At 64.0% G+C, this 21,847-nt stretch carries 18 protein-coding genes; 9 read left to right on the top strand and 9 right to left on the bottom strand.

From position 1 onward, the window contains the following. Window position 1: 1 nt before the first annotated feature. Window positions 2-484 (top strand): transcription elongation factor GreA, encoded by a 483-nt coding sequence (gene greA / locus CRO48_RS26060; protein ID WP_097142692.1) that lies wholly within the window; start codon window positions 2-4, stop codon window positions 482-484. Between the two features lie 89 nt (window positions 485-573). Here the strand turns inward: greA and CRO48_RS26055 are convergent, their stop codons facing one another. The 5 genes from CRO48_RS26055 to asnB all read right to left on the bottom strand — a co-directional run bounded on the left by CRO48_RS26055 (window position 574) and on the right by asnB (window position 6,425). Then, window positions 574-1,542 (bottom strand): thioesterase domain-containing protein, encoded by a 969-nt coding sequence (locus CRO48_RS26055; RefSeq protein ID WP_176526905.1) that lies wholly within the window; start codon window positions 1,540-1,542, stop codon window positions 574-576. Window positions 1,543-1,563: 21 nt separating this feature from the next. Continuing rightward, a complete protein-coding gene (gene nadE / locus CRO48_RS26050) occupies window positions 1,564-2,559 on the bottom strand; it encodes an NAD(+) synthase (RefSeq protein WP_097142690.1) in 996 nt (331 codons plus the stop codon). Then, window positions 2,556-4,109, bottom strand: a complete 1,554-nt coding sequence (locus CRO48_RS26045) for a class I adenylate-forming enzyme family protein (RefSeq protein ID WP_097142689.1) — start codon at window positions 4,107-4,109, stop codon at window positions 2,556-2,558. The genes nadE and CRO48_RS26045 overlap by 4 nt, the downstream gene beginning before the upstream one ends. A gap of 67 nt (window positions 4,110-4,176) precedes the next feature. Continuing rightward, complete coding sequence (locus CRO48_RS26040; RefSeq protein ID WP_176526904.1) at window positions 4,177-4,452, bottom strand: acyl carrier protein; 276 nt, start codon at window positions 4,450-4,452, stop codon at window positions 4,177-4,179. After that, window positions 4,449-6,425: an asparagine synthase (glutamine-hydrolyzing) gene (gene asnB / locus CRO48_RS26035; RefSeq protein ID WP_097142687.1), complete on the bottom strand. Its 1,977-nt coding sequence runs from the start codon at window positions 6,423-6,425 to the stop codon at window positions 4,449-4,451. Before asnB ends, CRO48_RS26040 begins: the two co-directional genes overlap by 4 nt. A 441-nt stretch (window positions 6,426-6,866) precedes the next feature. Between asnB and CRO48_RS26030 the strand changes: the two genes are divergently transcribed. Beyond that, complete coding sequence (locus tag CRO48_RS26030) at window positions 6,867-7,493, top strand: N5-glutamine methyltransferase family protein (RefSeq protein ID WP_407071960.1); 627 nt, start codon at window positions 6,867-6,869, stop codon at window positions 7,491-7,493. 69 nt (window positions 7,494-7,562) lie between these two features. Here the strand turns inward: CRO48_RS26030 and CRO48_RS26025 are convergent, their stop codons facing one another. Continuing rightward, complete coding sequence (locus tag CRO48_RS26025; protein WP_097142752.1) at window positions 7,563-8,345, bottom strand: helix-turn-helix transcriptional regulator; 783 nt, start codon at window positions 8,343-8,345, stop codon at window positions 7,563-7,565. Window positions 8,346-8,907: 562 nt separating this feature from the next. Here CRO48_RS26025 and CRO48_RS26020 point away from each other — a divergent pair. From CRO48_RS26020 to CRO48_RS25990, 7 genes are all read left to right on the top strand, one after another. After that, a complete protein-coding gene (locus tag CRO48_RS26020) occupies window positions 8,908-9,582 on the top strand; it encodes a sugar transferase (RefSeq protein WP_245423674.1) in 675 nt (224 codons plus the stop codon). 4 nt (window positions 9,583-9,586) lie between these two features. Further along, window positions 9,587-10,495 (top strand): glycosyltransferase, encoded by a 909-nt coding sequence (locus CRO48_RS26015; protein ID WP_245423673.1) that lies wholly within the window; start codon window positions 9,587-9,589, stop codon window positions 10,493-10,495. 112 nt (window positions 10,496-10,607) lie between these two features. Beyond that, complete coding sequence (locus CRO48_RS26010) at window positions 10,608-11,969, top strand: GumC family protein (protein WP_141402128.1); 1,362 nt, start codon at window positions 10,608-10,610, stop codon at window positions 11,967-11,969. Then, window positions 11,966-13,399 carry an O-antigen ligase family protein gene (locus CRO48_RS26005; protein ID WP_097142684.1) on the top strand — a complete coding sequence of 478 codons (1,434 nt, stop codon included), beginning with the start codon at window positions 11,966-11,968 and terminating at the stop codon, window positions 13,397-13,399. Before CRO48_RS26010 ends, CRO48_RS26005 begins: the two co-directional genes overlap by 4 nt. Window position 13,400: 1 nt before the next feature. Next, entirely contained in the window at window positions 13,401-14,495 is a 1,095-nt protein-coding gene (locus tag CRO48_RS26000; protein ID WP_097142683.1) for a glycosyltransferase family 2 protein, read from the top strand. Further along, on the top strand, window positions 14,492-16,777 hold the full coding sequence (locus tag CRO48_RS25995; protein ID WP_176526903.1) for a family 16 glycosylhydrolase: 2,286 nt from the start codon (window positions 14,492-14,494) through the stop codon (window positions 16,775-16,777). The genes CRO48_RS26000 and CRO48_RS25995 overlap by 4 nt, the downstream gene beginning before the upstream one ends. Further along, a complete protein-coding gene (locus CRO48_RS25990; RefSeq protein WP_097142681.1) occupies window positions 16,774-17,997 on the top strand; it encodes a polysaccharide biosynthesis/export family protein in 1,224 nt (407 codons plus the stop codon). Before CRO48_RS25995 ends, CRO48_RS25990 begins: the two co-directional genes overlap by 4 nt. Window positions 17,998-18,013: 16 nt before the next feature. On the opposite strand, the gene aguB is transcribed toward CRO48_RS25990, so the two are convergent. From aguB to CRO48_RS25975, 3 genes are read right to left on the bottom strand one after another with little or no spacing between them, the layout of a single operon-like run. Then, entirely contained in the window at window positions 18,014-18,886 is an 873-nt protein-coding gene (gene aguB, locus CRO48_RS25985; RefSeq protein WP_097142680.1) for an N-carbamoylputrescine amidase, read from the bottom strand. An 11-nt stretch (window positions 18,887-18,897) separates the two neighbouring features. Beyond that, complete coding sequence (locus tag CRO48_RS25980; RefSeq protein ID WP_097142679.1) at window positions 18,898-20,568, bottom strand: amidohydrolase; 1,671 nt, start codon at window positions 20,566-20,568, stop codon at window positions 18,898-18,900. A 19-nt stretch (window positions 20,569-20,587) separates the two neighbouring features. Then, complete coding sequence (locus CRO48_RS25975; protein WP_097142678.1) at window positions 20,588-21,769, bottom strand: serine hydrolase domain-containing protein; 1,182 nt, start codon at window positions 21,767-21,769, stop codon at window positions 20,588-20,590. Window positions 21,770-21,847 lie beyond the last annotated feature (78 nt).

Below are 21,847 nucleotides of genomic sequence, written 5' to 3'. Positions count from 1 at the left end.
TTTGAGCGTCGCCTTTGTCAAGGAAGAGAGTGCCGAAACGGCCGCGGAAACCGTTCTGCCGGATCGTCCGATTTCGCCCCATCCCAACCTTGTCACGCAGACGGGATTGAGCGCGCTGGAGCGCGAACTGCAACAGGCACGCGCGGCCTATGAGGCGGCAAATGTCGTGGAAGACGTGAACGAACGGCGGCGGCAGATGGCGGGACCGTTGCGCGATGTGCGCTACCTTGCCGAAAGGGTGCGCACCGCCCAGCTCGTCGCGGATCCGGAATCGCGCGAGACCGTCGCATTCGGAAGCACTGTCACCTTCAGCCGCGACGACGGGCGTATCCAGAAATATCGCATCGTGGGGGAGGACGAAGCCGATCCCAAAACGGGGTCGATTTCCTATGTATCGCCGGTGGCGAGGATCGTTCTCGGAAAAGCCGTCGGTGACGTGATGAGCGTCGGGGACCGCGAAATCGAGATTATCGAGATATCCTGAAGCAGGTCCTGTCGCTGTCGTCGGCTTCAGACTCTTGCGCGACACGCTTCCGCGCTTGAGACTGCCGCCGCGTGCATGGTTTCGTCTTTTCAAGCGGACTGCGCCGGATGGGCGGCGAGGATCGAGCGCAGGTTCGCGACCAGTTCCCCGGCATGGACCGACAGGCAGGTCGAGTGGTGGCCCGGCATCTGTATATGACGGAAATTGCGGGCAAGCCTGCCCCATTGCTTTCCGTCGTATAACCCGCATTGCCGGCCCTGGCCGTCGCGCCCGGTGGAAAGGACCACGACCGGGACGGTGGAAGGCTGGGGGACATAGGAGGCGAGCGCTGCGGTATAGACGTGGATCAGCCCGGCATAGCGCTCCTGGAGCTGTTTTTCGCTCGAACTTCTTGACTGCAGGTCTTCGGCCAGGCGCTGGCGCTCCTTGAGCCGCCGCTCCTTCATGCTGCGGGCGAGAGCGGCGATCTCGGCCGGCGACAGATGGGCAACGCGGCCGGCATTCCACACCTTGCGCATGATCACGCCGAGCCGTTCCTGTGCCTTGTCCGAGCGCTCGGCCGGCGGGGGGAAGAAGGACGACAGCGCGCGATGGATCAGCCGGTATCCCGGGCGCGCATTGAGGGACGAAGGCTCGATCATGATGACGAATTCTACCGTGCAGCCCCGCTCCTGCAGCAGGCGAGCACATTCATAGGCCACCAGCGCGCCGTTGCAGTAACCGGCGAGGCGATAGGGGCCGTTCGAGCGCACCGCGAAGATGTCGGCAAGGCGTTCGCGTGCCATCCACTCGATGCTGGGCTTGACGTTGTCGTCGTTCATGCCGTGCGGCGCGAAGGCGATGAGGGGATGGGCGCAGTCGTTGGCGAGCTTTCGCACATAGACGCCGCCCATGTCGAAGTCGCCGTGGAACAGAAGCAGCGGGTTGCAGCCGGGCTCGAGATTGTAGGATTTCAGTTCGAGGCTTTCGTCGGCGCAGGCCTTGCGCCAGTGCCTGAGCTTTTCGAGGCGGCGGGCACGTTTTTCGTCCGGGTTCTCGTTTTCGACCTTTTCGTTCATCGCGACATCGCTCCCAGGCATTCAGAAGACCTGTTCCACGAGGAGCGGCGCCAGGTGCAGAGGCCGTGTCGTCTTGCGCTTCGACTGGATATCCTGCCAGACGCGCTCGATCTGATCGGGCGACAGGCCAGCAGCTTCCGCGGCTTCCCGCGCCGGTATGTTCTCGTTGAAGGCGAAGAGGCACAGGTCCATCCGGTCGTAGGGCAGGGCGAAGTAGAATTCCTCCTGCGTCTGGGCGAGCGACCAGGTGTCGGTCGTGGGCGGGCGGGCGACGACGCGCTCTGGCACGCCGAGATATTCGGCGAGCTGATAGACCTGGGACTTATAGAGATGGGCGATCGGCTTCACGTCGGCAGCACCGTCGCCGTTCTTGACGAAGAAGCCCTGATCGTACTCGAGCCGGTTTGGGGTACCCAGAACCGCATAGTTGAGCCGGTCGGCGTGATAGTATTCCATCTGCTTGCGGGTGCGCTGCTTCATGTTGGTGGCGGCCACGATGCCGAGATAGACCGAGGCCGGCATGCGCTTGCGGTGGATGGAGCCGTCGGGCGCCTGCAGCACAAGGGTCGAGATGGCGAAGTGATCGCTTTCCAGCGGGCTCGATATCGAGACCTTGCAGGCCCAGCCGGGGCCGTAGGCGGGCTCGACCTCGCGGATGAAGGCGTCGCGGCGGCGATAGCAGCCCATGGCATCCAGCGTCGGGCCGATGTCCTCCACTTCTCCGGCAATGCCATAGGTGTCGGCGACCTCGCGGGCGATCGACAGGCTTTCGGGGTCGGAATCGCGTTCGGGCATATAGAGGGCAAAGACGTTCTTGGCGCCCAGCGCGTGTACGGCGATCGCCGCGCAGACGCTGGAATCGACGCCGCCGGAGAGGCCCAGCACCAGCCCCCTGCGACGCATCCGCGTGCGGACCTGATCTCGCAGCGCTTCTGCTATGCGGGCCACCTCGCGGGCCGGATCGAGCTTCAGCGCTTCGGCGGAGAAGGCGGCGTCCATGCGTGCATCCGGTCTCATTTCGCCATCTCCGTTTCTTGTCTGTTGAATTCGTCTGCCGCCAGCCGGCGGCTCAGCTTGCCGGTGTCGGTTCTCGGCAGCTCATTCGTGAACGAGACCGAGCGGGGCACCATGAAATCCTCGAGGTTCTTCTGGCAGTGGCGGATCACGACCTGTTCGCTCAGCGCGGGATCGTTCACCACGACAACCGCATGCACGGCCTGTCCGAGAACCGGATCGGGAATGCCGAAGACGATCGCCTCGGACACGCCGGGGCAGGCGTGCAGCGCTGCCTCCACCTCCTTCGGCGCGACCTTCTCGCCGCGCGACTTGATGATGTCGTCCTTACGGCCGACGAAGTAGAGAAAGCCGTCGCTATCGGTGCGAAAGAGGTCGCCGGTGTGAAGCACGCGCTCCCATGGATGAGGACCGGGTCGAAGCACCCGTGCGGTCGCCTGCTCGTCCTCCCAGTAGCCCTGCATGACGTGCGGCCCGCGGATGACGAGTTCGCCCACAACGTCCGCACCAACCTTGCGGCCTTCGTCGTCGACCACATAGGCTTGGGTGTTGGGAATGGCGATGCCGACGGAGCCGGGCCGGACGTCGAGCTGCGACGGCGGCAGCCAGGTGCAGCGCTTGCACTCGGTCAGCCCGTACATGGAATAGAGCGTGACGCCGGGAAAGAGCCGGCGCAGGCGGCCGATATGCTCCACCGGCAGGGCGGCGGCCGTGTTGGTGATGTAGCGAAGGCCCGGCAGGAAGCCCGGGCGCAGGTCGCGCATGTTGAGGATCATCGCCGCCATCGTCGGTACGAGCGGAAAGCCGGTGACCTTTTCGCGCAGTATCGTGTCGAAGATCGCCTGCGGGAAGGCGAAGGAATTTTCGAGTACGATGGTTGCGCCGATCTTGATTGCCATGAGGACTTGGTACAGACCGTAGTCGAAGGCGATCGGCAGCACGTTGAGGACGATGTCGTCGGACGTATTCTCCAGATAGGTGGTGATCGAGGTCGCTGCCGCCTCGACGTTGCGATGGGTCATCATGACCCCTTTCGGCCGACCGGTGGAACCGGACGTGTAGATCAGCATGGCGAGATCGATATCAATGCCGCCGTGACGGGGCGTGGCTCCAGGATCTGCGATGCAGTCCGAAAAGCGCATGACATCTTTGCCGCTCTCACCGGCGGCGCCGGCCACAATGACGCAATCGACGCTCGAGCCCGGCCTCGCCGCCTCCACGATGCCTTCCAGTTTCGCTTGAGTGATGACGGCGCGGGCGCGGCAGTTGCGCAGGATGTAGGAAAGCCTGTCCGGTTTGGTGGAAGAATTGATCGGGCTGAAGACGCAGCCGGCCTTCAGGATCGCGAAGATGGAGACCACCGCCTCCCAGCAATTGTCCATGAAGACGAGCGCGCGGTCGCCGGGCTCCAGACCGGCCCGCTGCAGCGCTGCAGCAAGGCGGTCGGAAACCGCGTCGAGCTCGCCAAAGCTCAACCTGTTCGCGCCTGCAACCAGGGCGATCTTCTCGCCGTGAAGACGGGCGCTGTTGCGCAGGAACTCTTCGACGCGCATGCCTGATCCTCGCAAGGTTATCGTTTCGGCCGCGTTCGGCAGGAACGCTGGACCGCGGGTGCCTTGATCAGGCCGCGTCGTCCTGCTGGAGCCCGCCGCGCTTGGACGTGACGAAGGCTGCGAGCTTGGCGATGGAATCGAAGTTGGCCGGCAGGATCTCCGCATCGGCGACCGGAATTCCGAGATTGTCTTCGACAAAGGCGACCAGTTCGAGGATGCCGGTCGAATCCACCACGTCGTTCTCGATCAGGGAATCGTCGTCGCCCGGTGTTCTGGACGTGTCGCCGAAGAGGAAGCTCTCGACGATGAACGCTCGGATTTCTTCATTCAGGGTCGCCATCATGCGTCTCCATATTGGATTGTTCGTGACGGTTCATGGTGTCCGGGCTGCCAGGCAGACCGTTTCGTGAAGGCTTCGTGCCAGAGTTGCGTCGAGAGGACGCCGACGAAGGCCGTGTTGTCGCGGAAGCCGTTGGCCTGCCGCCGGCATTTGGAAAGCAGCTTTTCCGTGGCGAGCGGATTGAACAGCCCGGTCTTCTCGACCGCCGTCCGGTTGAGGAGACGGCCGACATAGTCCGGTTCGGCGCCGGTGAAGAAGGAGGCGCTGTCCGGGGCGCGGTAGGGCTGCTTGACGCGTGTGTTGATCGCTGGCGGCAGCAGGCCCTCCGTCGCCTTGCGCAGGATGCTCTTCTCCACGAAGCCCTTGAGCTTCATGGCGGGCGGGATCCGGGCGGCAAGCTCTACGAGCCTGTGATCGAGGAACGGGAAGCGCCCCTCGACGCCATGTGCCATCGCCATGCGATCCCCCTGGCTCGACAGGATGTAGTCCGGCAGGAGAAACTTGGTTTCCAGATACTGCGCCTGGTGCAGCGGGTGCCAGCGGGCGAAATCGGCCGGTATGCGCGCCAGCAGCTCATCGGCCGCATCGTAGCCGGCTAGCTCTTCGCGAAGCGCTGCGGAGAAGAAGATCTTCGCCGCACCCGTGCTGCGAAAACGCGGTCGGTGCGAAAACAGTGGGTCGGCGGGGTCGTCGTCATGCGCGCCGAAATAGGCGGCAAGCGCATCCGGCGATTGCTGCTGCAGGCCCGGCAGATAGGGATAGAGGCGGCGGAACAGCTGCCAGCGCCGCTGCGAGCCGGGCTGGCGGGCGCAGAAGCGCCGGACCCTCGCTTCCTTGAAGATATCGTAGCCGGCAAAGACCTCGTCGGCGCCTTCGCCGGTCAGGACCACCTTCATCGCCTCGTCGCGGACGTGGCGGGAGAGGAGGTAGAGCGGGGCGGGCGCGGTGCGGACCACCGGCTTTTCCGTATGCAGAACGACAGAGGGAAAGGCTTCGGCGATCTCGTCCGATCCGCAGAAAATCGAGGAATGTTCGGTGCCGAGGGCACGGACCATTTCGCGCTGGTAGGAACTCTCGTCGTGCTCCTGCGAGCCGAAAGTGACCGAGAAGGTGCGCAGACCACTTTGCGCATAGGGCTTGGCGAGCGCGCAGGTGATGGAGGAATCGAGGCCGCCGGAGAGATAGGCGCCGACCGGCACGTCGGCCCGCATGCGGATCGCCGTGGCATCGTCGAGCAGGGCCAGCACCTCGTCTGCGACATCGGCCTCCGCGCGACCATCCTCGCGCTCCGCCGCGTCGGGGAAGGCAATATCCCAGTAGGGCCGCACCGTCATCCCGCCGTCGTCTGCAGTGAGAAGGTGGCCGGCCGGCAGTTCCGAAATGTCCTTGAAGATTGTCCGGGGCGGGACGGGGGCCCAGAAGGTGAAGACCTGATCCAGAGCGAAGGGATCCATTTCTGCGCTCAAGCCCGGAACGCCGAGCAGCGCCTTTACCTCCGAGGCAAAGAAAAGCGTATTTTCGCGGCGGGCATAGAAGAGCGGGCGCACGCCCATCCGGTCCCGCGCAATCAGCAGGCGGCGGCGCGAGGCATCCCAGAGGGCAAAGACGAAATCGCCGTTCAGATGGTCGACGCATTCGTCGCCCCTGTCGGCATAGAGGTGCAGGATGACTTCCGTATCCGACGTGGTGCGGAAGCGATGGCCACGCGCCTCCAGCATGTCGCGCAACTCGACATAGTTGAAGATTTCGCCGTTGAAACAGACAACGAGCGATCCCTCGACATTCGCCATGGGTTGATGACCGTCGGCGATGCCGACGATGGAGAGCCGCCGGTGGGCGAAGCCGATGCCGTCGCCAATGTAGAATCCGGCATCGTCGGGCCCGCGGTGCTGGACGGAAACGGCCATGCGATGCAGGAGATGCCTCGCCTCTTGGGTCGGCACTCGATCGCCGAAATATCCGATCACTCCGCACATAGCGGTCCCTTCGTGCTTTTTGCTTCGCGATGCTCGGTTTTCCCGGCGCGTGTTCTGGGCACGATGTTGTGGATACAGGTGCCCCCGCACCTGGCGTCCCTCACGCCTGGCGTTGGAGTGTTGTCGATGCCACCTGTCCGAGCAACGGCGCAAACGGGCTACCCAATGAGAGCGATGCCGTTTCCGTACGGGTTAACCCTGATGCCCCGGCGCGGCCGTCTTTACGCTGGTGATGCCCGGTATGAACATCGGGCTGGCGCCGGATGCCTGTCCCAGACGGGACCATGGCTGGAAACCGGCAAGCCCCGCCACCAGACGCTGGCACTAGGAGGATTGCGCATGTCGTCACATCACACGATGGATACCGGGCCGGCAGGCGCGGGTGCAGGCGCCGGAGTTCCCTTCGGTGCAGTCGACGCCGGTTCCGGCCTGATCCGGTTCATGGGGATGGATTTCGAGCTTGGGCCGAACGTTCTGGCGCCGCGCGAGGAGACGGAGCTTCTGGGCAATGTCTGCGTGGAGCACGTGGCGCAGGGGGTGGCCGAACCCGTCGTGATCGACATGTGCTGCGGCAGCGGTAATCTTGGTATTGCAATTGCCCGCAACATTGAAGGAGCGCGGGTCTACGCCTGCGATCTGACGCCGGAAACGGTGGAGGTTGCGCGCCGCAACGTCGCGCGCTTCTCTCTGGAGGACCGGGTCACGGTCGTGCAGGGCGATCTGTTCGAGAACATCCGGCACCAGGGCCTGGAAGGCATGGTGGACATGGTCGTCTGCAATCCACCCTATATTTCCAGCGGCCGGTTGACGGCCGATCGCGCCCACCTTCTGGAGCACGAGCCGCGTGAGGCTTTCGACGGCGGCCCCTACGGCATCGCGATCCACCAGCGGCTGATCTACGACGCGCTCGATTTTCTGCGACCCGGTGGCGCGCTGGCCTTTGAATTCGGTGAAGGGCAGGAGCGCCAGACCCTGGCACTGGTCACGCGGACCACCGGCTATTCCAGCGCCCGGTTTTTCTTCGATGCCTCGGGCGTCCCTCGCGCCGCGCTCTGCGTGAAGCGCTGAGCCGGCCGAGCGTCGCAGCGGAAGCGATCGCCCGTCCCTTACAGCAATGATCGATGAAGAGGTTTCAAATCATCGATCATTGGTGCTGTCGCGTGTCCACGGTTCCGAGTGCTTTGCAGCCAGCGCCCAGATGGCAGCCTGTGTGCGGTTCTTCACGGCGATCCTGCGCAGGATCGCCTTGATATGCACCTTCACGGTGCCTTCGCTGATATCGAGATTGCGCGCGATCTCCTTGTTGGAGGCGCCTGCGGTTACAAGCTTCAGGATCGCCTTCTGGCGGGGAGACAGGCCACCGCGGCCATCGCCGAGCGGTGGCGGTGGAGCGTGTGCGTGTTGCGGCGCAGCGCCGAGATCGGTCTGCAGTGCGAATTCGTCGAGTGCGGTTGCAACGGGGGCATCTGCTGCCGGAGGCGGCGATGCGGCTTCCACCCTCGCGTCCGCTTCCGGGGTGATGTTCCTGCTACCGGTCCCACTGCCCGAGACCACCGAGCATTCGTCAGCAATGAGCTGCAGGGCCTTGATGAAGTTATCCGCCGACAGGCCTTTGTGCAGGTAGCCCTTGGCCCCGAGCATGACGGCCGTGTCGGCGGCCTCGGGGTCGTAGTTGTCCGCGAGAACGACGATCCTGGCCCTGGGATTGAGATTCAGAATGGCCGCTATGGCATCTGATGCGGTGGCGTCTTCGAGCGTACCCACGATGAACAAAAGGGATGTGCCGGCATCCGGCAACTTGCCGATATCGGCTAGCGTCTCTCCCACGCCGACGACTTCAAACGCAAACGAATCGAGCAGGATACGTGTTCCCTCCCGAAATAATCGGCATGTCTCAAGCATATAAATGTGATGCGTCATGCGTCTCTCCAAGATCATCACGTATGGCGCGACATTCGCTCGCCTGAATTCTCCCGAAGTCAAACGCAGAACGATATAGTTAACGAGAGAAGTTAAGTTGCGTAGAAGTTATACATAATCAAAAATATACTAAATAACAAACTTTATAGATACCTAATGTGGGTGTTTCTATTTGTCTGTAGAAAAATATTTATAGCATGCGCCCATTTTTGCATCAATTGTTTTTTCCTAATGTATCGCGCAGGCCCATGCTCCCCAAAATTTGACCGAAGCTATACCTAAGTGGGAGGACGGCCTCGACGAGGTTAGATCCTGCCTGATGAATTCGGCGTACCAGGCTTGGTCATGCCGTACCAATTTGGTTGAGGTTCCCTGCGCGGTTCTCAATCCGCGATGCTCGAACTGGTTATGTCCCGAAATAAGTATATCTCCCGCTCCCCTCTCAAGGGGTAGCCCTTCTGTTTCCTTGCAAAGCGACAGGCGCGAGTGGTGTCCTTGGGGCGCTCGAACGCGGAGACGCATCTCCGCAGTACCGCTTGAAAAACAAGAAGGGGAGGGTGCTTTGAACGAGCTGCGAAAACTCGCCTATGCGATGCCGGCATGGCGAAATGCCGGTTTCTTCGAGACTGCCGGCCAGGCCTTCAAGCGCACGCTTGATGTGGTCGTCGCCGGAATGCTGATGGTTCTGCTTGCCCCGCTCTTCGTCCTGATCGCCATGCTCGTGGCGCTCGACGGCGGCCCTGTACTGTTCAGGCATACAAGGATCGGAAAGCAGACGAAGCCGTTCGGCTGCCTGAAGTTCAGGACCATGATCGTCGGGGCGGAAGAATGCCTCCAGGAATATCTCTTCCACCATCCACACGCTCGTTTCGAATGGAAGGAGCGCCAGAAGCTCGGCTTCGATCCGCGCATCACGCCGATCGGAAAGTTCCTCCGCTCTACCAGCCTCGACGAAATACCGCAGATCTTCAACGTGCTGCGCGGCGAAATGAGCCTGGTCGGGCCGCGGCCGGTGACCAACGCGGAACTGGCGCACTACAAACAGCACGTCGGCGAATATGCAAGCGTCCTGCCCGGGATTACCGGCCTGTGGCAGGTTAGCGGGCGTAACGATGTCAGCTACGACCGCCGTGTCGAATACGACCGCGAATATGTGAAGAAGCGCTCGATCCTGCTGGACCTGAAGATCCTCTTCAGGACACCGGGCGTGGTCTGGTCTCGCAGGGGTGCTGAGTGAGCTCATGCACAGGAACCTTCCCGCGCAGCCGGAGAATGAGGGCGGATGCGCCTCCGGCAGGCATCACGCCAAAAGCACCGCGATGGTCACTGCGGCGGTCTCCGTCCTGATCGCCACCTACATGAAGGAAAAGGCGGCCAACCTGGCCGCCTGCCTGGACAGCCTGCGGGCGCAGACGCTGCCGCCCGCGCAGATCGTCCTCGTCGTGGACGGCCCGATCGGGGCGGACCAGGAGCAGGTGATCGAAGGCTTTGCCGCGATCGGAAGCGCCTGGGAGTTCCGCGTCGTGCGGCTTTCGAAGAACGGCGGACTGGCCGCCGCGCTAAACGCGGGCCTCACGGCCTGCACGATGCCGGTGATCATGCGCATGGACAGCGACGACATCTGCCTGCCGGATCGCATCGAGATCGAGTACCGCTACCTCGACGCTCATCCGGAGGTGCATATCGTCGCCGCCTGGGCCGAAGAGTTCGATGACGAAAGCCCGGCGGTGCGGCTTCGCATCGCGCCCACCGTGCACGATGCGATCATCAAGGCGCTGCGGTGGCGCAACGTCATCGTGCACCAGTCGGTCGCGGTCCGGGCCGACCTGCTGCGCTCCGTCGGGGGCTACAGCTCGCGCTTCGGGCTGCTCGAAGACTATGATCTCTGGATCCGGCTGGCGCTTGCCGGCGCGCAATTCCACATCATTCCGAAGGTGCTGGTGCGCGCGCGCGCCGGCGCCGGGCTGAACGAGCGGCGAGGCGGATTCCGCTATCTGGTCAACGACGTCCGCTTCCGCACGCACGTCTTCAGGGCCGGCTTCCTGACGCTGCGCGAATTCCTGATGGTGACGACGCTCTATTCCGGCTTCAGGCTCATTTCGGGGCCGATGCGTAGCAGGCTTTATTCACTCGTAAGAAGCAAACCGTGAGGGTGCCATGGAAAGGCGAACCCGCAAACCCGCAAGCCAGCGTGCTCCGTCAAACGGCCCGGAGTCTCTGCCGGAGCTGTCCGCGCCGATGCTCTTGGCGCCGGAGGCTCACGTGAACGAGCCCATCGAGGCGAGGCCGCGCTATTCCGTCCGACGTTTCTTCGACGGGGCTGCTTCCGTGCTGGTGATGGCCGCGGTCGCCTGGCCGTTCCTGCCGCCGGTTTTCGAATCGACCGCCACGCTGGTGCTGAGGCCGACGGATATGGAAGGGCAGGCGAACTATCCCCAGGCCGTCCGGCAGCCGCTGGACGAAAGCTTCATCCTGTCGGAGCTCGACGTCTTCCGTTCGGAGGCCATTTCGGATGCCGTGGTCAACACCCATCGCCTGGCCTTCGATGACGAATTCATGTCCAAGCCCGGCGTCGCGACGAAGGTCGCAGGGTTCGTCTCCGGAATGTTCGGAAACGTGGTCACCGAGAGCATCGCCCGGGAAGACCCGAAGATGCTGCCGCTCGAAACCGACCGTTCGGGCGGCGAGGTTGTCCTGATCGGTGTGAAGGAAAAGCTCCTGGACAAGATGGTGCTTCGCCGCGACCGGCAGTCCTACACCGTTCGCGTCGGCTTCCGCTCGAACGATCCGGACAAGGCCGCCGCGATGACGAACACGCTCGTGCGCGCCTTCCTGGCCTCGCAGGTCGAGCGCAAGGCGCAGAATGCGGACGCGATGAAGGCGCTGCTGAAGGATCGCATCGACGAGGCGCAGCGCGAGGCCGACCACTCGTCGGCGGCGGTGGAGCAATTCATGATCAGTTCTGGTCTGATCGATCAGGGCGAGCAGATCGCGCTCGAGGCGCAGTTGCGTGCCCTCAGCGACGAACTCGCCACAGCACAAGCCCGCCTCATCGATGCCCAGACGCGGGCGGATTCGCTGGCGCGGATGCAGGCCGACAACACTCTCGATAGTGCGCCGGAGGTGCTTGCTTCGCCCACGATCCAGCGGCTCAACCAAAGCCTGACGGAGAGCATGTCGCGGCTCGCGGTGATGTCGACGGAGTCCCGCAACATTCTCAAGCAGGCTGCCGACGAGCGCGATCGCATCGTTCGGAGCGCCCGCGTGGAGGCCGACAACTGGGTCGAAAGGGAAAGCCGTCTCATCAGCGAGGTCGCGCGGATCCGGCGCGCCATGGTCGAACGAGAGAAGGCGACGTTCCAACTGGCACAGCTTCGGCGCCAGGCCGCCATCGATGCGGAACTGCTGAACGACGCCCATACGCGTGCAGCCGCCCGGGCCATGGCCACGGGGGCGCTCAAGCCGGATGCCGAGGTCATCTCTCAGCCGATTGCGCCCGACAAGCCAGTATTTCCGAACGTGATCCTCTATGGCATCGGGTCAATGGGGTTGGCCGGACTTGCCGGTGCCGCCATGAACGCATCGGCGATCCGGCGTGATCTGAACAGGCTGATGAAGTCATGAACGCAACCGGATACGGCGGCGGAATGGAGCGGCGTGTCCCCGACATCTTGTTTGGCGCGATGCTGGTGCTGGGCGTCTTTCCGGTGTTCATTCTGGCGCAGCTTTCGGCCAATCAGTCGATCGCGGCTGTGCTTCCCTTTGCGCTCGGTGCGGTCGCTTTTGGTTCGGTCGCCGTGGTCGCAGCCGCAGCCGGACGGAAATGGGCGATCACCCTGCTCTTCGTCTTCGCCTTCTTCGGATTGAGCTTCGGCATGCGGATGGATGGTTATGCCCGCACAGGCGGCATGGACTGGCAGAACATGACGAAACTCGTCGCCTGGCTGCTGGTCTTCCTGATCTTCCCGTTTCACGTTCGCCGGCTGGTACCGTTCCTGCGGGAAAAGACCATTGTGCTGGCACTGATATATGGCTGTGTGGCCTTTGCGTCCTCCGCCTGGTCGCTGATCCCCGCCTATACCGCTGCCAATTCGCTCGGCCTGATCTCCTACCTCATCCTGGCATGTATCGTCGTCTCAGTCCTGGGTGCGGAGGCGACGATACGCCTGCTGACGCAAACGCTGCTCGTCTTCCTGACGATCGGGCTTATATCCGGGATCGCACTGCCGGACATTGCATGGCTGCCGCCTTCGGCAGAAGAAAGCGTCTACCGTCTGCGCGGTTTCTCCGGACATCCCAACGTGCTGGGGGCGCAGGCTGCCCTGCTGGTCACGCTAGCGGTGGTGCTTAGACGGCACCGGCGTCTGCCGGCCATGCTGTTTCTACCCGCACTTTTGGTGGGATTTGCCGCGATCATAGCCGCCGACAGCCGCACGATGCTCGCGGCGACGATCGTCGTGTGGTTGGTGATATCGCTGCGCGAGCGGAAGCTGCTAGGCCCGATGGCGGCCCTCGGCGGTGCCGGCCTGATCTTCGCCATGGCACTTCTCGCCGTGGGCGAGTTTCCGGACCTGACGTTTCTCCTGGGACCGCTGGCGCGTACGGGATCCATCAGCGAGGTCGTGACGCTGACCGGTCGAACCGAGCTCTGGATCGTATCCGGAGAGCTGATCGCACAAAAGCCGGTTCTCGGCTGGGGATTCGGCGGAACCGAAGCGCTTTTGATCGAAAGCGTCGGGCGCGCTTTTCAGGGGGCGCCGGTCAATGCCCACAACATGTATATTCAGGCGATCTTCAATCTTGGCTTTCTGGGTGCGTTGCCGATCTTCACCCTTCTTGGCGTTCTCGTGTCGCGGATGTGGACGAGGCCGGATGCGATACGCGACCAGCCCGTTCTGCTGATGATGGTGATGGGGCTGACCGAAGTCAGCATCCTCGCATTGCCGGTCCTTTTGACTTTCACCTTCTTCCTTGTTCTCGCTCGCGAGGCGCAGCCCGACGTTGTCGGCGACGCGCATGCGCCGTCGAGGCTGAAAAAGATGAGGACTGCCTGACATGGAGCCAAGGCTTGCGCGTATCGACGGACGGCAATCACAGGACGGCGGCGGCGTGATCGGCGCCTATCTCGTCGTGCGCAACGAGGGCGACCGGCTGCCGCACCTCCTCGACTATCACCGCCGGCTCGGCGTCGAGCGCTTCTTCGTCTGCGACAACGGCTCGGACGACGGCTCCACGGAATTCCTGCTCTCGCAGGGCGATTGCGTCGTCTACCACACCAAGGATTCGTTCGGAGAAGCCGGCTGCGGCATGAACTGGATCAACGCGATGGTGGCGCGTCATGGCGAGAGCGGCTGGTGCCTGTTCATCGACGCGGACGAACTGCTGGTCTATCCGCATGCCGAAAGGGTCGGGCTCGGGCAGTTCTGCCGGTATCTGGAAAAATCCGGCCATGAGGGCATGTTCGCCACGATGGTGGACATGTACGCCGATGGCCCGGTCGCCGACGCCGTCTATATCCGGGGGACCCCGTTCGTTGAGACCTGTCCCTATTTCGACGCGGAGTACGTCGTCAGGCGGAAGGCCAGCCTGCCGTTTTCCAATCGCTTTCTCGACGTCGAAGCCGTCGGCGGGCCGCGGCTTCGGGTGTTTTATCCGCGCTACCGGCGGATGAGCACCTGGGAGATGGCGGTCGCCCGGGCGATGCGCAATCTTCGGCAGCATCGCCTGGGCAAATTGATCGGCATGCAGCGTTCCAGCCTCGGATCGCTGCCGCCGGATATCACCAAGGTACCGCTTATGCGCGGCAGGCCGGGGCGCCGGTGGGCGACGAACCATCGGACCGAACCGCTGGCGGTGGCGCCCGTCACCGGGGCGCTTCTGCATTTCAAGCTGTTTTCCACCTTCGACGAAAAGGCGCGCAGCGAGGTCAGTCGCGGCGAACATTGGGACGCCGGCGTCGAATACCGCCGCTACGCCGCCTTGCACGAGACATGCGAAAGCGTTTCGTTCATGTACGAGAACAGCAGGCGCTATCGTTCCAGTGCCGACCTGCTGATGTGCGGCATCATCCGCTCGACCGAGGCCTTCGACCGATATGCAGCCGCACCCGTTCCGGCCGCTCGTCCCCGTATCGTATCGGTGAACCCATGAGCGCGCTGCCGGACACCTGCCGCGCAGGCGGGCCGCCGCAGTTCGTGGCCGGCCGGGCGTCGGCTGTGATGACCTGGCTGAGTGGTTTGCAACGGGCGGCCTGGATCGGACGACCCTCCACCTATGCGCTGGGTGCGCTCGTGCTGACCGTGCTCGGCTGCGGCACGACCCTGATGGCGCCGCGGCTGCTGGGGCCCGTCGAGTTCGGCCGCTTCGCGCTGCTGACGACGCTTTTCACCTATGCCGGCCGGGTCGATCTCGGCCTGTCGCAACTGGCCGACAAGCAGATCGTGGGCAAGGCCGGGCCTGCTGCGACAAAGGCTGCGCGCGACATTCTCGGCGCGCTCTGGCTCGTCGGCCTTCTTGCGATGGCGGTGACGGTGCCGGTCGCGCTGCTGATGGCGGGAGCGGAGATCGCGTTCTCGCCGCTCGATACAGTCCTTGCCGTCGGTGGCGGGGTGATGGCCATGATCGCGAACGGCCCTGTGACGGTCTACCGGGCCGCTTCGCGGCTCTGGGAATTCACGGCGCTGGCGCTGATCCTGCAACTCGGCATGACGGCGCCGCGACTTGCCGGCCTCCTCTATGGCGGCGTGACGGGAACCTTCGCGGTGCTGGCGGTCTACTACGCTATCCTGGCACTGCTCTTCGCTCGGCCCGTGTCGTCGCTGCCTGGTCTCAAGTCGCTTGCGGCCATGGCGCGGCTGTCGTTGCCGCTCTTCGCCTTCACCGCGGTCTGGGTCTTCTATCTCGGAGCAAACCGCTGGATCGCGTCCGCCCTGTCATCGCCGCACGATCTCGGCCTGTTCTCCTTTGGTGCCAGCCTGGCGATGATCGGCCTCGGCCTGCTGTCGACGATCGCGCAGGTGCGCTATCCGAAGCTGCTCGTGCAGATGGGGCAGATCGGGGAAGGGCGGTCCAGTACCATTGACGCCAGCACAGCCGGACCCGGCATTGCCGGCGCCGTCACACCTGGGGCCGGTGCGATCGTGGAAAGGGAATTGCTGGCCTTGACCGGACTTCTTGCAGCCATTGCGCTTGCGGCGATTCTGTTTGCCCGACCGGTCATCGGCTTCGCCTTCCCGGCGTTTACGGAGGCGACGCCCTCGACCATCGCATTTGCGGCCGCCTGCGTTCCGCTCGGCGTGATGACCTGGATGGTGCCGATGATCGTCGTGCGGTCGCATCGTCCGATGGCCGACGCGGCCATGCTCGCAGCCGTCGGCTTCCTGTCGCTGGCGCTGGCAATGATCGCGGGCAATCGGCTCGCCGGGATCGAGGGGCAGGCGTGGGGCAATGCTGCGGCGGCCTTCGGTCTGCTGGTCGCAATGGCGCTGATCATGTTCCGGCTCGGCATGCTGGGTTGGCCGGTGCTTTGCCGGATCATAGGCGTGCAGGCGAGCGTGCTGGGCGTGCTCGCGTTGATCGTCGCGGTCGCCTCGCCGGCCCCGGCAAGGGCTCAGACGGCGGCAGTCCCCATATCGACCGACGGATGGAAGGTCATCTTCGAGGACGATTTCGACCGGCTCGATCTGCAGCTCGGTGATGTCGGCATCTGGCTGCCGTACTATCCCGGCGGCGGGCGGAGCAATTCCGGCAACAACGAGCTGCAATATTACGTCGATCCGCGACCGGCTGGCGATAGTCCGGAGGTCCAGGCGCTGGAGCCTTACCGCGTGGTGGACGGCGTGCTGGAAATCCGCGCGAACAAGGTTCCTGACGCCTTGCGGGCACAGAGCGGCGGCTATGCCTACGCCTCCGGCCTGCTGACGCCCTACCGCCGGCTGAGTTTCCTTTACGGCGCGGTCGAAATCCGCGCGAAGGTGCCGCGCGGGCGCGGCCTGTGGCCTGCCTTCTGGCTGCTTCCCACCGACCGGACGTGGCCGCCCGAGCTGGATGTGCTCGAGGTGCTCGGACACGACACCCACACCCTGCATGTCACCGCGCACAGCGGCATCGCCATCCCCGCCGGCGACAAATCCGCGCGAACGGGAGCTACGGTGCCGACGGTTGACCTATCGGAGGATTTCCACGTCTACGGCCTGATCTGGACCGCGGACAGGCTGGTCTGGACGCTCGACGGGCAGGCGGTGTTCGAGACGCCGACGCCGCAGGACCTTCACAAGCCGATGTTCCTGCTGGTCAATCTCGCGGTCGGGGGCAACTGGCCGGGATCGCCGGATGCGACGACGGCCTTTCCGGCGACCTTCCACGTCGACTGGATCCGGGTGCGTCAGCCGGTGTCCGAAATTCCGGAAGCAGAACTGGAGACCAAGCCATGAAGCCGTTTGCCTTTCGCGCCGTCAGCCTGGCGACGATGCTGGCCGTGATACCCCTTTGTGCCACAGCTACCGAACGGGCGCCCTACCGGCTGGCGCCGGGGGATATCCTGCAGATCGGCGTCTTCGGCGTCGCCGATTTCGGACGGCGGGTCACTGTCAACGTCGATGGCGACATCTCCGTGCCCTTCCTGGGCGAGGTCGAAGCGGAGGGGCTGAGCATTCGCGACCTGCGTCAGTCGTTGGGCGATAGGCTTACGAAGGATGGCCGCATCGAGGCCGCCGACGTCACCGTCGAGCTTCTGGAGTACCGGCCCTTCTACATCGCAGGTGACGTGTCGCGACCAGGGGCCGTGCCCTACAGGCCGGGGCTGACGGTGCGCCATGCCGTGGCGCTCGCCGGCGGGTTCGACGCCCTCCGCTTTCGCACCGAAAATCCGCTGATGACGGCACCCGATCTGAAGAACGAGAACGAGGAGCTGTGGATCGACCTGGTGCGCCAGGAGGCGCGCGCGATCAGCCTCAGCGCGGAACTGGCCGACCAGGACACGTTCGACCTCTCGCCAGCCTATTCTGCGCCGCTTTCCCGCAAGTCCATCGACGAGCTTGCGGATTTCGAACGACGGGACTTTGCCATGCGCAGGTCGGCTTTCGTGACCCAGAGGGCATTCCTCGAAAGCTCGCTCAGGCGCGTCGACGATGAACTTTCGACGCTTGCGGAAAGCCGCAAGCACAATGCGCAGGCGCTTATCCTGCAGCAGGCTGCCGTCGACCGGATGGAGGGATCTGCCACCAAGGGGCTGGTGATGGTCAGCCGTGTCGACGACGAACGGCAGACGCTCGCCGAGCTGCGAGGCCAGCAGGTGGACATCCAGTCGCGGCTGGTGATGGCGCAACGCACGCGCGCCGAACTCACCCGCAATATCGAGCTTCAGAAGGAGCAGCACCGTGCCCAGTTGAACGAACGACTGCGGGAGGCGACGATCGAGAAGGAAAAGCTCTCCAGCCGGCTGCGCGCCTCGGGCGAGAAGCTGCTTTATACCGGCGCCATCAAGGCGCAGCTACGCGACGACAACTCCGGCCTGAGCGTGGTGGTCCACCGAAAGGTCGACGGCGCGCTGACCGGAATCGAGGCGGACGAAGACACCGAGATCCTGCCGGACGACGTGGTCGAGGTCACGCTCAGGCCGGAGCAGATGATGCTTGCGCCCAACAGCAACTGACGGCCACAACGCAGGCTCAGTGCCTGCCTTCCAGGGACGAGATCGGCGTGTAGAGGTTCGGCCTTCTGTCACGATACAGACCCCATGCGGCGCGTTGCCGCTCCAGTGCATCGAGGTCGAAGGTGGCGGTGATGACGGTCTCGCCAGTGCGACCGGCCTCGGCGACCCTCGCTCCCGTCTGGTCGGCGATGAAGGAGGAGCCGTAGAAGGTGATGGAGGTACCGTTGAGCCCGTCCTCCCTGCCAATGCGGTTCGACGCGACGACCGGTATCATGTTGGCGGCGGCGTGGCCCTGCATCGCCCGCTGCCAGTGGCCGGCACTGTCGATCGTGGGGTCGTGCGGCTCGCTGCCGATGGCCGTGGGATAGAGCAGGATCTCGGCGCCCATCAGCGCCATGCTGCGGGCGGCTTCGGGAAACCACTGGTCCCAGCAGATGCCGCAGCCGATGGCGCCGAACCGCGTGTTCCAGACCTTGAAGCCGGTATCGCCGGGGGAGAAGTAGAACTTCTCCGTATAGCCGGGGCCATCGGGGGTATGGCTCTTGCGATAGTTGCCGAGCACGCGCCCGTCGGCGTCGATGACTGCGAGCGAATTGAAATAAGCGCGACCCGCCTTCTCGAAATAGCTGACGGGCAGCACGACGCCGAGGTCCGCCGCCAGACGCGCGAAATGGCCGATGAGGGCGTTGCCCCCGAAGGGACTGGCCAGTTCGAAGAAGTCGGCATTCTGGTCCTGGCAGAAATAGGGCGTCTCGAACAGTTCCTGTATGAGTACGACGTTTGCGCCTTTTTCAGCCGCCTGGCGGACGAGACTGTCCGCCAGAGCGATGTTTGCATCCGTGTCCCAGGTGCAGGCCATCTGCGTGGCTGCGACGGTAACGTTTCGCATCGCGCTCGTCCTCAGGCCTGATACGTGACGCGACCGTCGCAGATCGTGGCGACCGGACGGATGGCGGCGAGATCCTCGCTTGCCGACGCTTCCACGTCCCCCGACAGAACGACCACGTCCGCGAGATATCCGGCCTTGAGCACGCCTTTCCTATCTTCCATGAATTCGAGCCAGGCGCTGGTCCTGGTATAGGCGGCGAGCGTTTGCTCCAGCGACAGCCGCTGGTCGGGAAGCCCCTCTTTCCATGGCTGGCGCGACATCGCATCGCGGATGCAGCCCATCGGATCGAGCGGAGAGACCGGCCAGTCAGTGGCGAAGACGATCTCGGCGCCGGCGTCGACCAGCGTCTTCCATGCAAAGGCGTAGGGCCAGCGCTCCTCTCCGATGAACGACAGGTAGGGTTCGAGCGGCAGCCCGGCGCTGCCCGGCGGGTGCGTCGGCTGCATGGATGCCACCGTGCCAAGGGAGGCAAAACGCGGGATATCGTCGGGATGGACGACCTCGATATGTTCGATGCGGTTGCGGCTGTCGCGCTTTCCGTTCGCCGCGATCGCCGCCTCGTAACCGTTCAGCACCATGCGCACGGCGCCGTCGCCGATCGCGTGGACGGCGACGGGCAGGCCGAGCCGGTCGGCCTCGACGGCGATGCTGTCGAAATGCTCCTGGCTGAACAGCGGATCGCCCTTCCAGCCGGGCTTGTGACTGTAGTCGTCGACGAAGACGGCGGTTTCGCCTTCCGTAACGCCATCCATGAACATCTTGACGAAGTCGCAGCGCAGCCGGTCGCCGGTGAAGCGCTCGCGCCACTTCGCCGCCTTCTGCTCCAGGTCGGAGAGAGGCATGAAGTTCTTCATGTGGTAGGGCATGCGCACGCGCACCGGAAGCCCGGAGGTCTTCTCGATCTCGTCCAGCATTTCGAGCTGGTAGAGGTTGCCGTCCATGTTCTGGATGGAGGTGATGCCGAGCGACGCGCAATAGGCAAGGCCCTGCTTCAGGACCTCGATATCGCCGGCTCGTTCCTCCGGCGTCACGTTTTCCGGTTCGCCGCCGGTGCCGACGCCCAGCATTTCACGCCCGCCGGTCTCGCCCAATGCGGAGACCGGACGGATGGCGTTGCTTTCGCGAAGCTCGCCGTTCGCAAGGCCGTCCTCGCCCATGACGATCTCGTTTCCGACGCCGACATCGCGGCCTTCGAGGATGCCCGCCTGCTTCAGGGCGATCGTGTTGGCCCAGGCGACGTGATGGTCGGGAGCGACGATCAGCAGCGGCCGATCGGGCAGAATCCGGTCGAGATGATGGCGGGTCAGCCGTTCCTCGTCGGACAGGATGGTGTAGTCGGCATGCTGGGCGATCAGGAGGCGGCGGTCGGGATTGGCGGCGGCGTAGGCCTTCACCGCCTTCTCCAGAGCCTCGAAGCCCTTGACGCGATAGAGCGACAGTTCGGTCAGTTCCACCGATCCGCCGAAGATGTGCATGTGCGCCTCGTTGAAGCCGGGCAGCACGGTTGCGCCGCGCGCGTCGATCACATGCGTGTCGGGACCGGAAAAGGCATCGATCTGTGCCTCCGAACCGACCGCCAGGATGCGATTTCCGGAAAGCGCGATCGCTTCGGCGCGCGGGTTGGCCTCGTCCATGGTGAGGATGCGGGCGTTACGAATGATGAAGCTTGCTTCTTTCTGCATGGTTTCCTGGTCCTGTCTATCAGAACGCCAACTGGCATATGGTTCGGAAGAAGCCGAAGCTGTCCTGGTTGGTCTCGTCGCCGAGCGGGTCGGGCTGCGAGGAAAGCTTGACGATCACGGTCGCTGTCGAAGGGTCGACATAGAGCCACTGGCCGTGGATGCCGATCGCGCAGAAAGCGCCGTCGGCCTCGCCGGACTGGTACCACTGGCTGCGATAGCGTCCGTTCGGCAGATCGACGTTGCGGCCGGCCTGCCACGCGTCGCGGTCGCCGTTTGCCGCCATGTCGTCGATCCAGGCCGCCGAAACGACAGGGCGGCCATCGACCCTGCCGCCCTGGCGCAGCATCTCGCCGACACGGGCGAGGTCGCGTGCGGTGACGCAGATGCCGCCGGCGGTGCGCGCGGTGCCGATCGCGTCCACCGCGACATAGGCGTCGTTCTTCGCGCCCATCGGCCGCCAGAGCAGTTCCGACATCAGTTCGGGGAAGGGACGGCCGGTTACCCGGTCGATGATGACGCCGAGCAGATCCGAGTTGGGCGAGGCATAGTAGAAGGGGCCGCCATGCGGCCGGTCGGCCTTTTGCAGCGTCAGCAGGAAGTCGGCGAGGTTTTCGGGCTGTTCGCCGGGCTCGGGCGGATTCCAGAGCATGGCCCGGCGATAGCGGGCGAAGGCGCCCTTCGGATCAAGGTAGGCCTCCTCGAAATCCAGGCTGACGCGCATGTCCAGCACGTCGCGATAGGTGCAGTCGCCGTAGACGCTGCCCTTGGCTTCCGGCAGGTAGTCGGTCACCGGATGGTCCGGGTCGATGACGCCCTCGGCCTCTAGAATGCCGGAGACGATGGCTGTGAGAGATTTGGAAACGGAAAAGACGATGTGGCGGTCGTTCACGTCCGAATGCGGCGCGTAGTATTCGCAGACGACGCGGCCTTCCCGCATGACCACGAAGCCGTTGGTGTGGGCGTGCTCCAGCATGCCCCTGATCGTGTCGACGCCTTCGACGTCGGTCTTGATCTTCGTCGCAAGCAGGTGGCCGCTTTCCAGCGCCACCTCCCGCTCCGTGCTCGCGCAGCTTATCTCTGCCGTTGGAACGAGGCTCCTGAGATTGTGGAACGCCCATCGGCTGTAAGGGGCGGTTCGCCAGTTGGCGAGCGTAACGTCACGACGGGCGAAGCCGTTGTCGTCCTTGAAGGTGGGGGTCATTTTCAATATGCGCCGGCCCTTGCGGACTGACCGAGCCGCCGGCGTTCCTCCTCACGGCAGCACCGTTGCATCGCGTGA

The sequence above is a fragment of the Rhizobium subbaraonis genome, assembly GCF_900220975.1.
Lineage (GTDB): Bacteria > Pseudomonadota > Alphaproteobacteria > Rhizobiales > Rhizobiaceae > Mycoplana > Mycoplana subbaraonis.
The sequence above is the reverse complement of the archived record's forward strand: the minus strand, read 5'-3'. Positions and strand labels throughout refer to the sequence as shown.

Bases quoted from the DNA above. Each gene is read 5' to 3' on its own strand.
- CRO48_RS25980 (WP_097142679.1), bottom strand. From the start codon at position 20,568: ATGCAGAAAGAAGCAAGCTTCATCATTCGTAACGCCCGCATCCTCACC.
- CRO48_RS25975 (WP_097142678.1), bottom strand. From the start codon at position 21,769: ATGACCCCCACCTTCAAGGACGACAACGGCTTCGCCCGTCGTGACGTT.
- CRO48_RS26025 (WP_097142752.1), bottom strand. From the start codon at position 8,345: ATGACGCATCACATTTATATGCTTGAGACATGCCGATTATTTCGGGAG.
- CRO48_RS26015 (WP_245423673.1), top strand. From the start codon at position 9,587: ATGCACAGGAACCTTCCCGCGCAGCCGGAGAATGAGGGCGGATGCGCC.
- CRO48_RS25995 (WP_176526903.1), top strand. From the start codon at position 14,492: ATGAGCGCGCTGCCGGACACCTGCCGCGCAGGCGGGCCGCCGCAGTTC.
- CRO48_RS26030 (WP_407071960.1), top strand. From the start codon at position 6,867: ATGGGGATGGATTTCGAGCTTGGGCCGAACGTTCTGGCGCCGCGCGAG.
- asnB (WP_097142687.1), bottom strand. From the start codon at position 6,425: ATGTGCGGAGTGATCGGATATTTCGGCGATCGAGTGCCGACCCAAGAG.
- CRO48_RS26005 (WP_097142684.1), top strand. From the start codon at position 11,966: ATGAACGCAACCGGATACGGCGGCGGAATGGAGCGGCGTGTCCCCGAC.
- CRO48_RS26040 (WP_176526904.1), bottom strand. From the start codon at position 4,452: ATGATGGCGACCCTGAATGAAGAAATCCGAGCGTTCATCGTCGAGAGC.
- nadE (WP_097142690.1), bottom strand. From the start codon at position 2,559: ATGAGACCGGATGCACGCATGGACGCCGCCTTCTCCGCCGAAGCGCTG.
- CRO48_RS25990 (WP_097142681.1), top strand. From the start codon at position 16,774: ATGAAGCCGTTTGCCTTTCGCGCCGTCAGCCTGGCGACGATGCTGGCC.
- CRO48_RS26045 (WP_097142689.1), bottom strand. From the start codon at position 4,109: ATGCGCGTCGAAGAGTTCCTGCGCAACAGCGCCCGTCTTCACGGCGAG.
- CRO48_RS26000 (WP_097142683.1), top strand. From the start codon at position 13,401: ATGGAGCCAAGGCTTGCGCGTATCGACGGACGGCAATCACAGGACGGC.
- aguB (WP_097142680.1), bottom strand. From the start codon at position 18,886: ATGCGAAACGTTACCGTCGCAGCCACGCAGATGGCCTGCACCTGGGAC.
- CRO48_RS26055 (WP_176526905.1), bottom strand. From the start codon at position 1,542: ATGAACGAAAAGGTCGAAAACGAGAACCCGGACGAAAAACGTGCCCGC.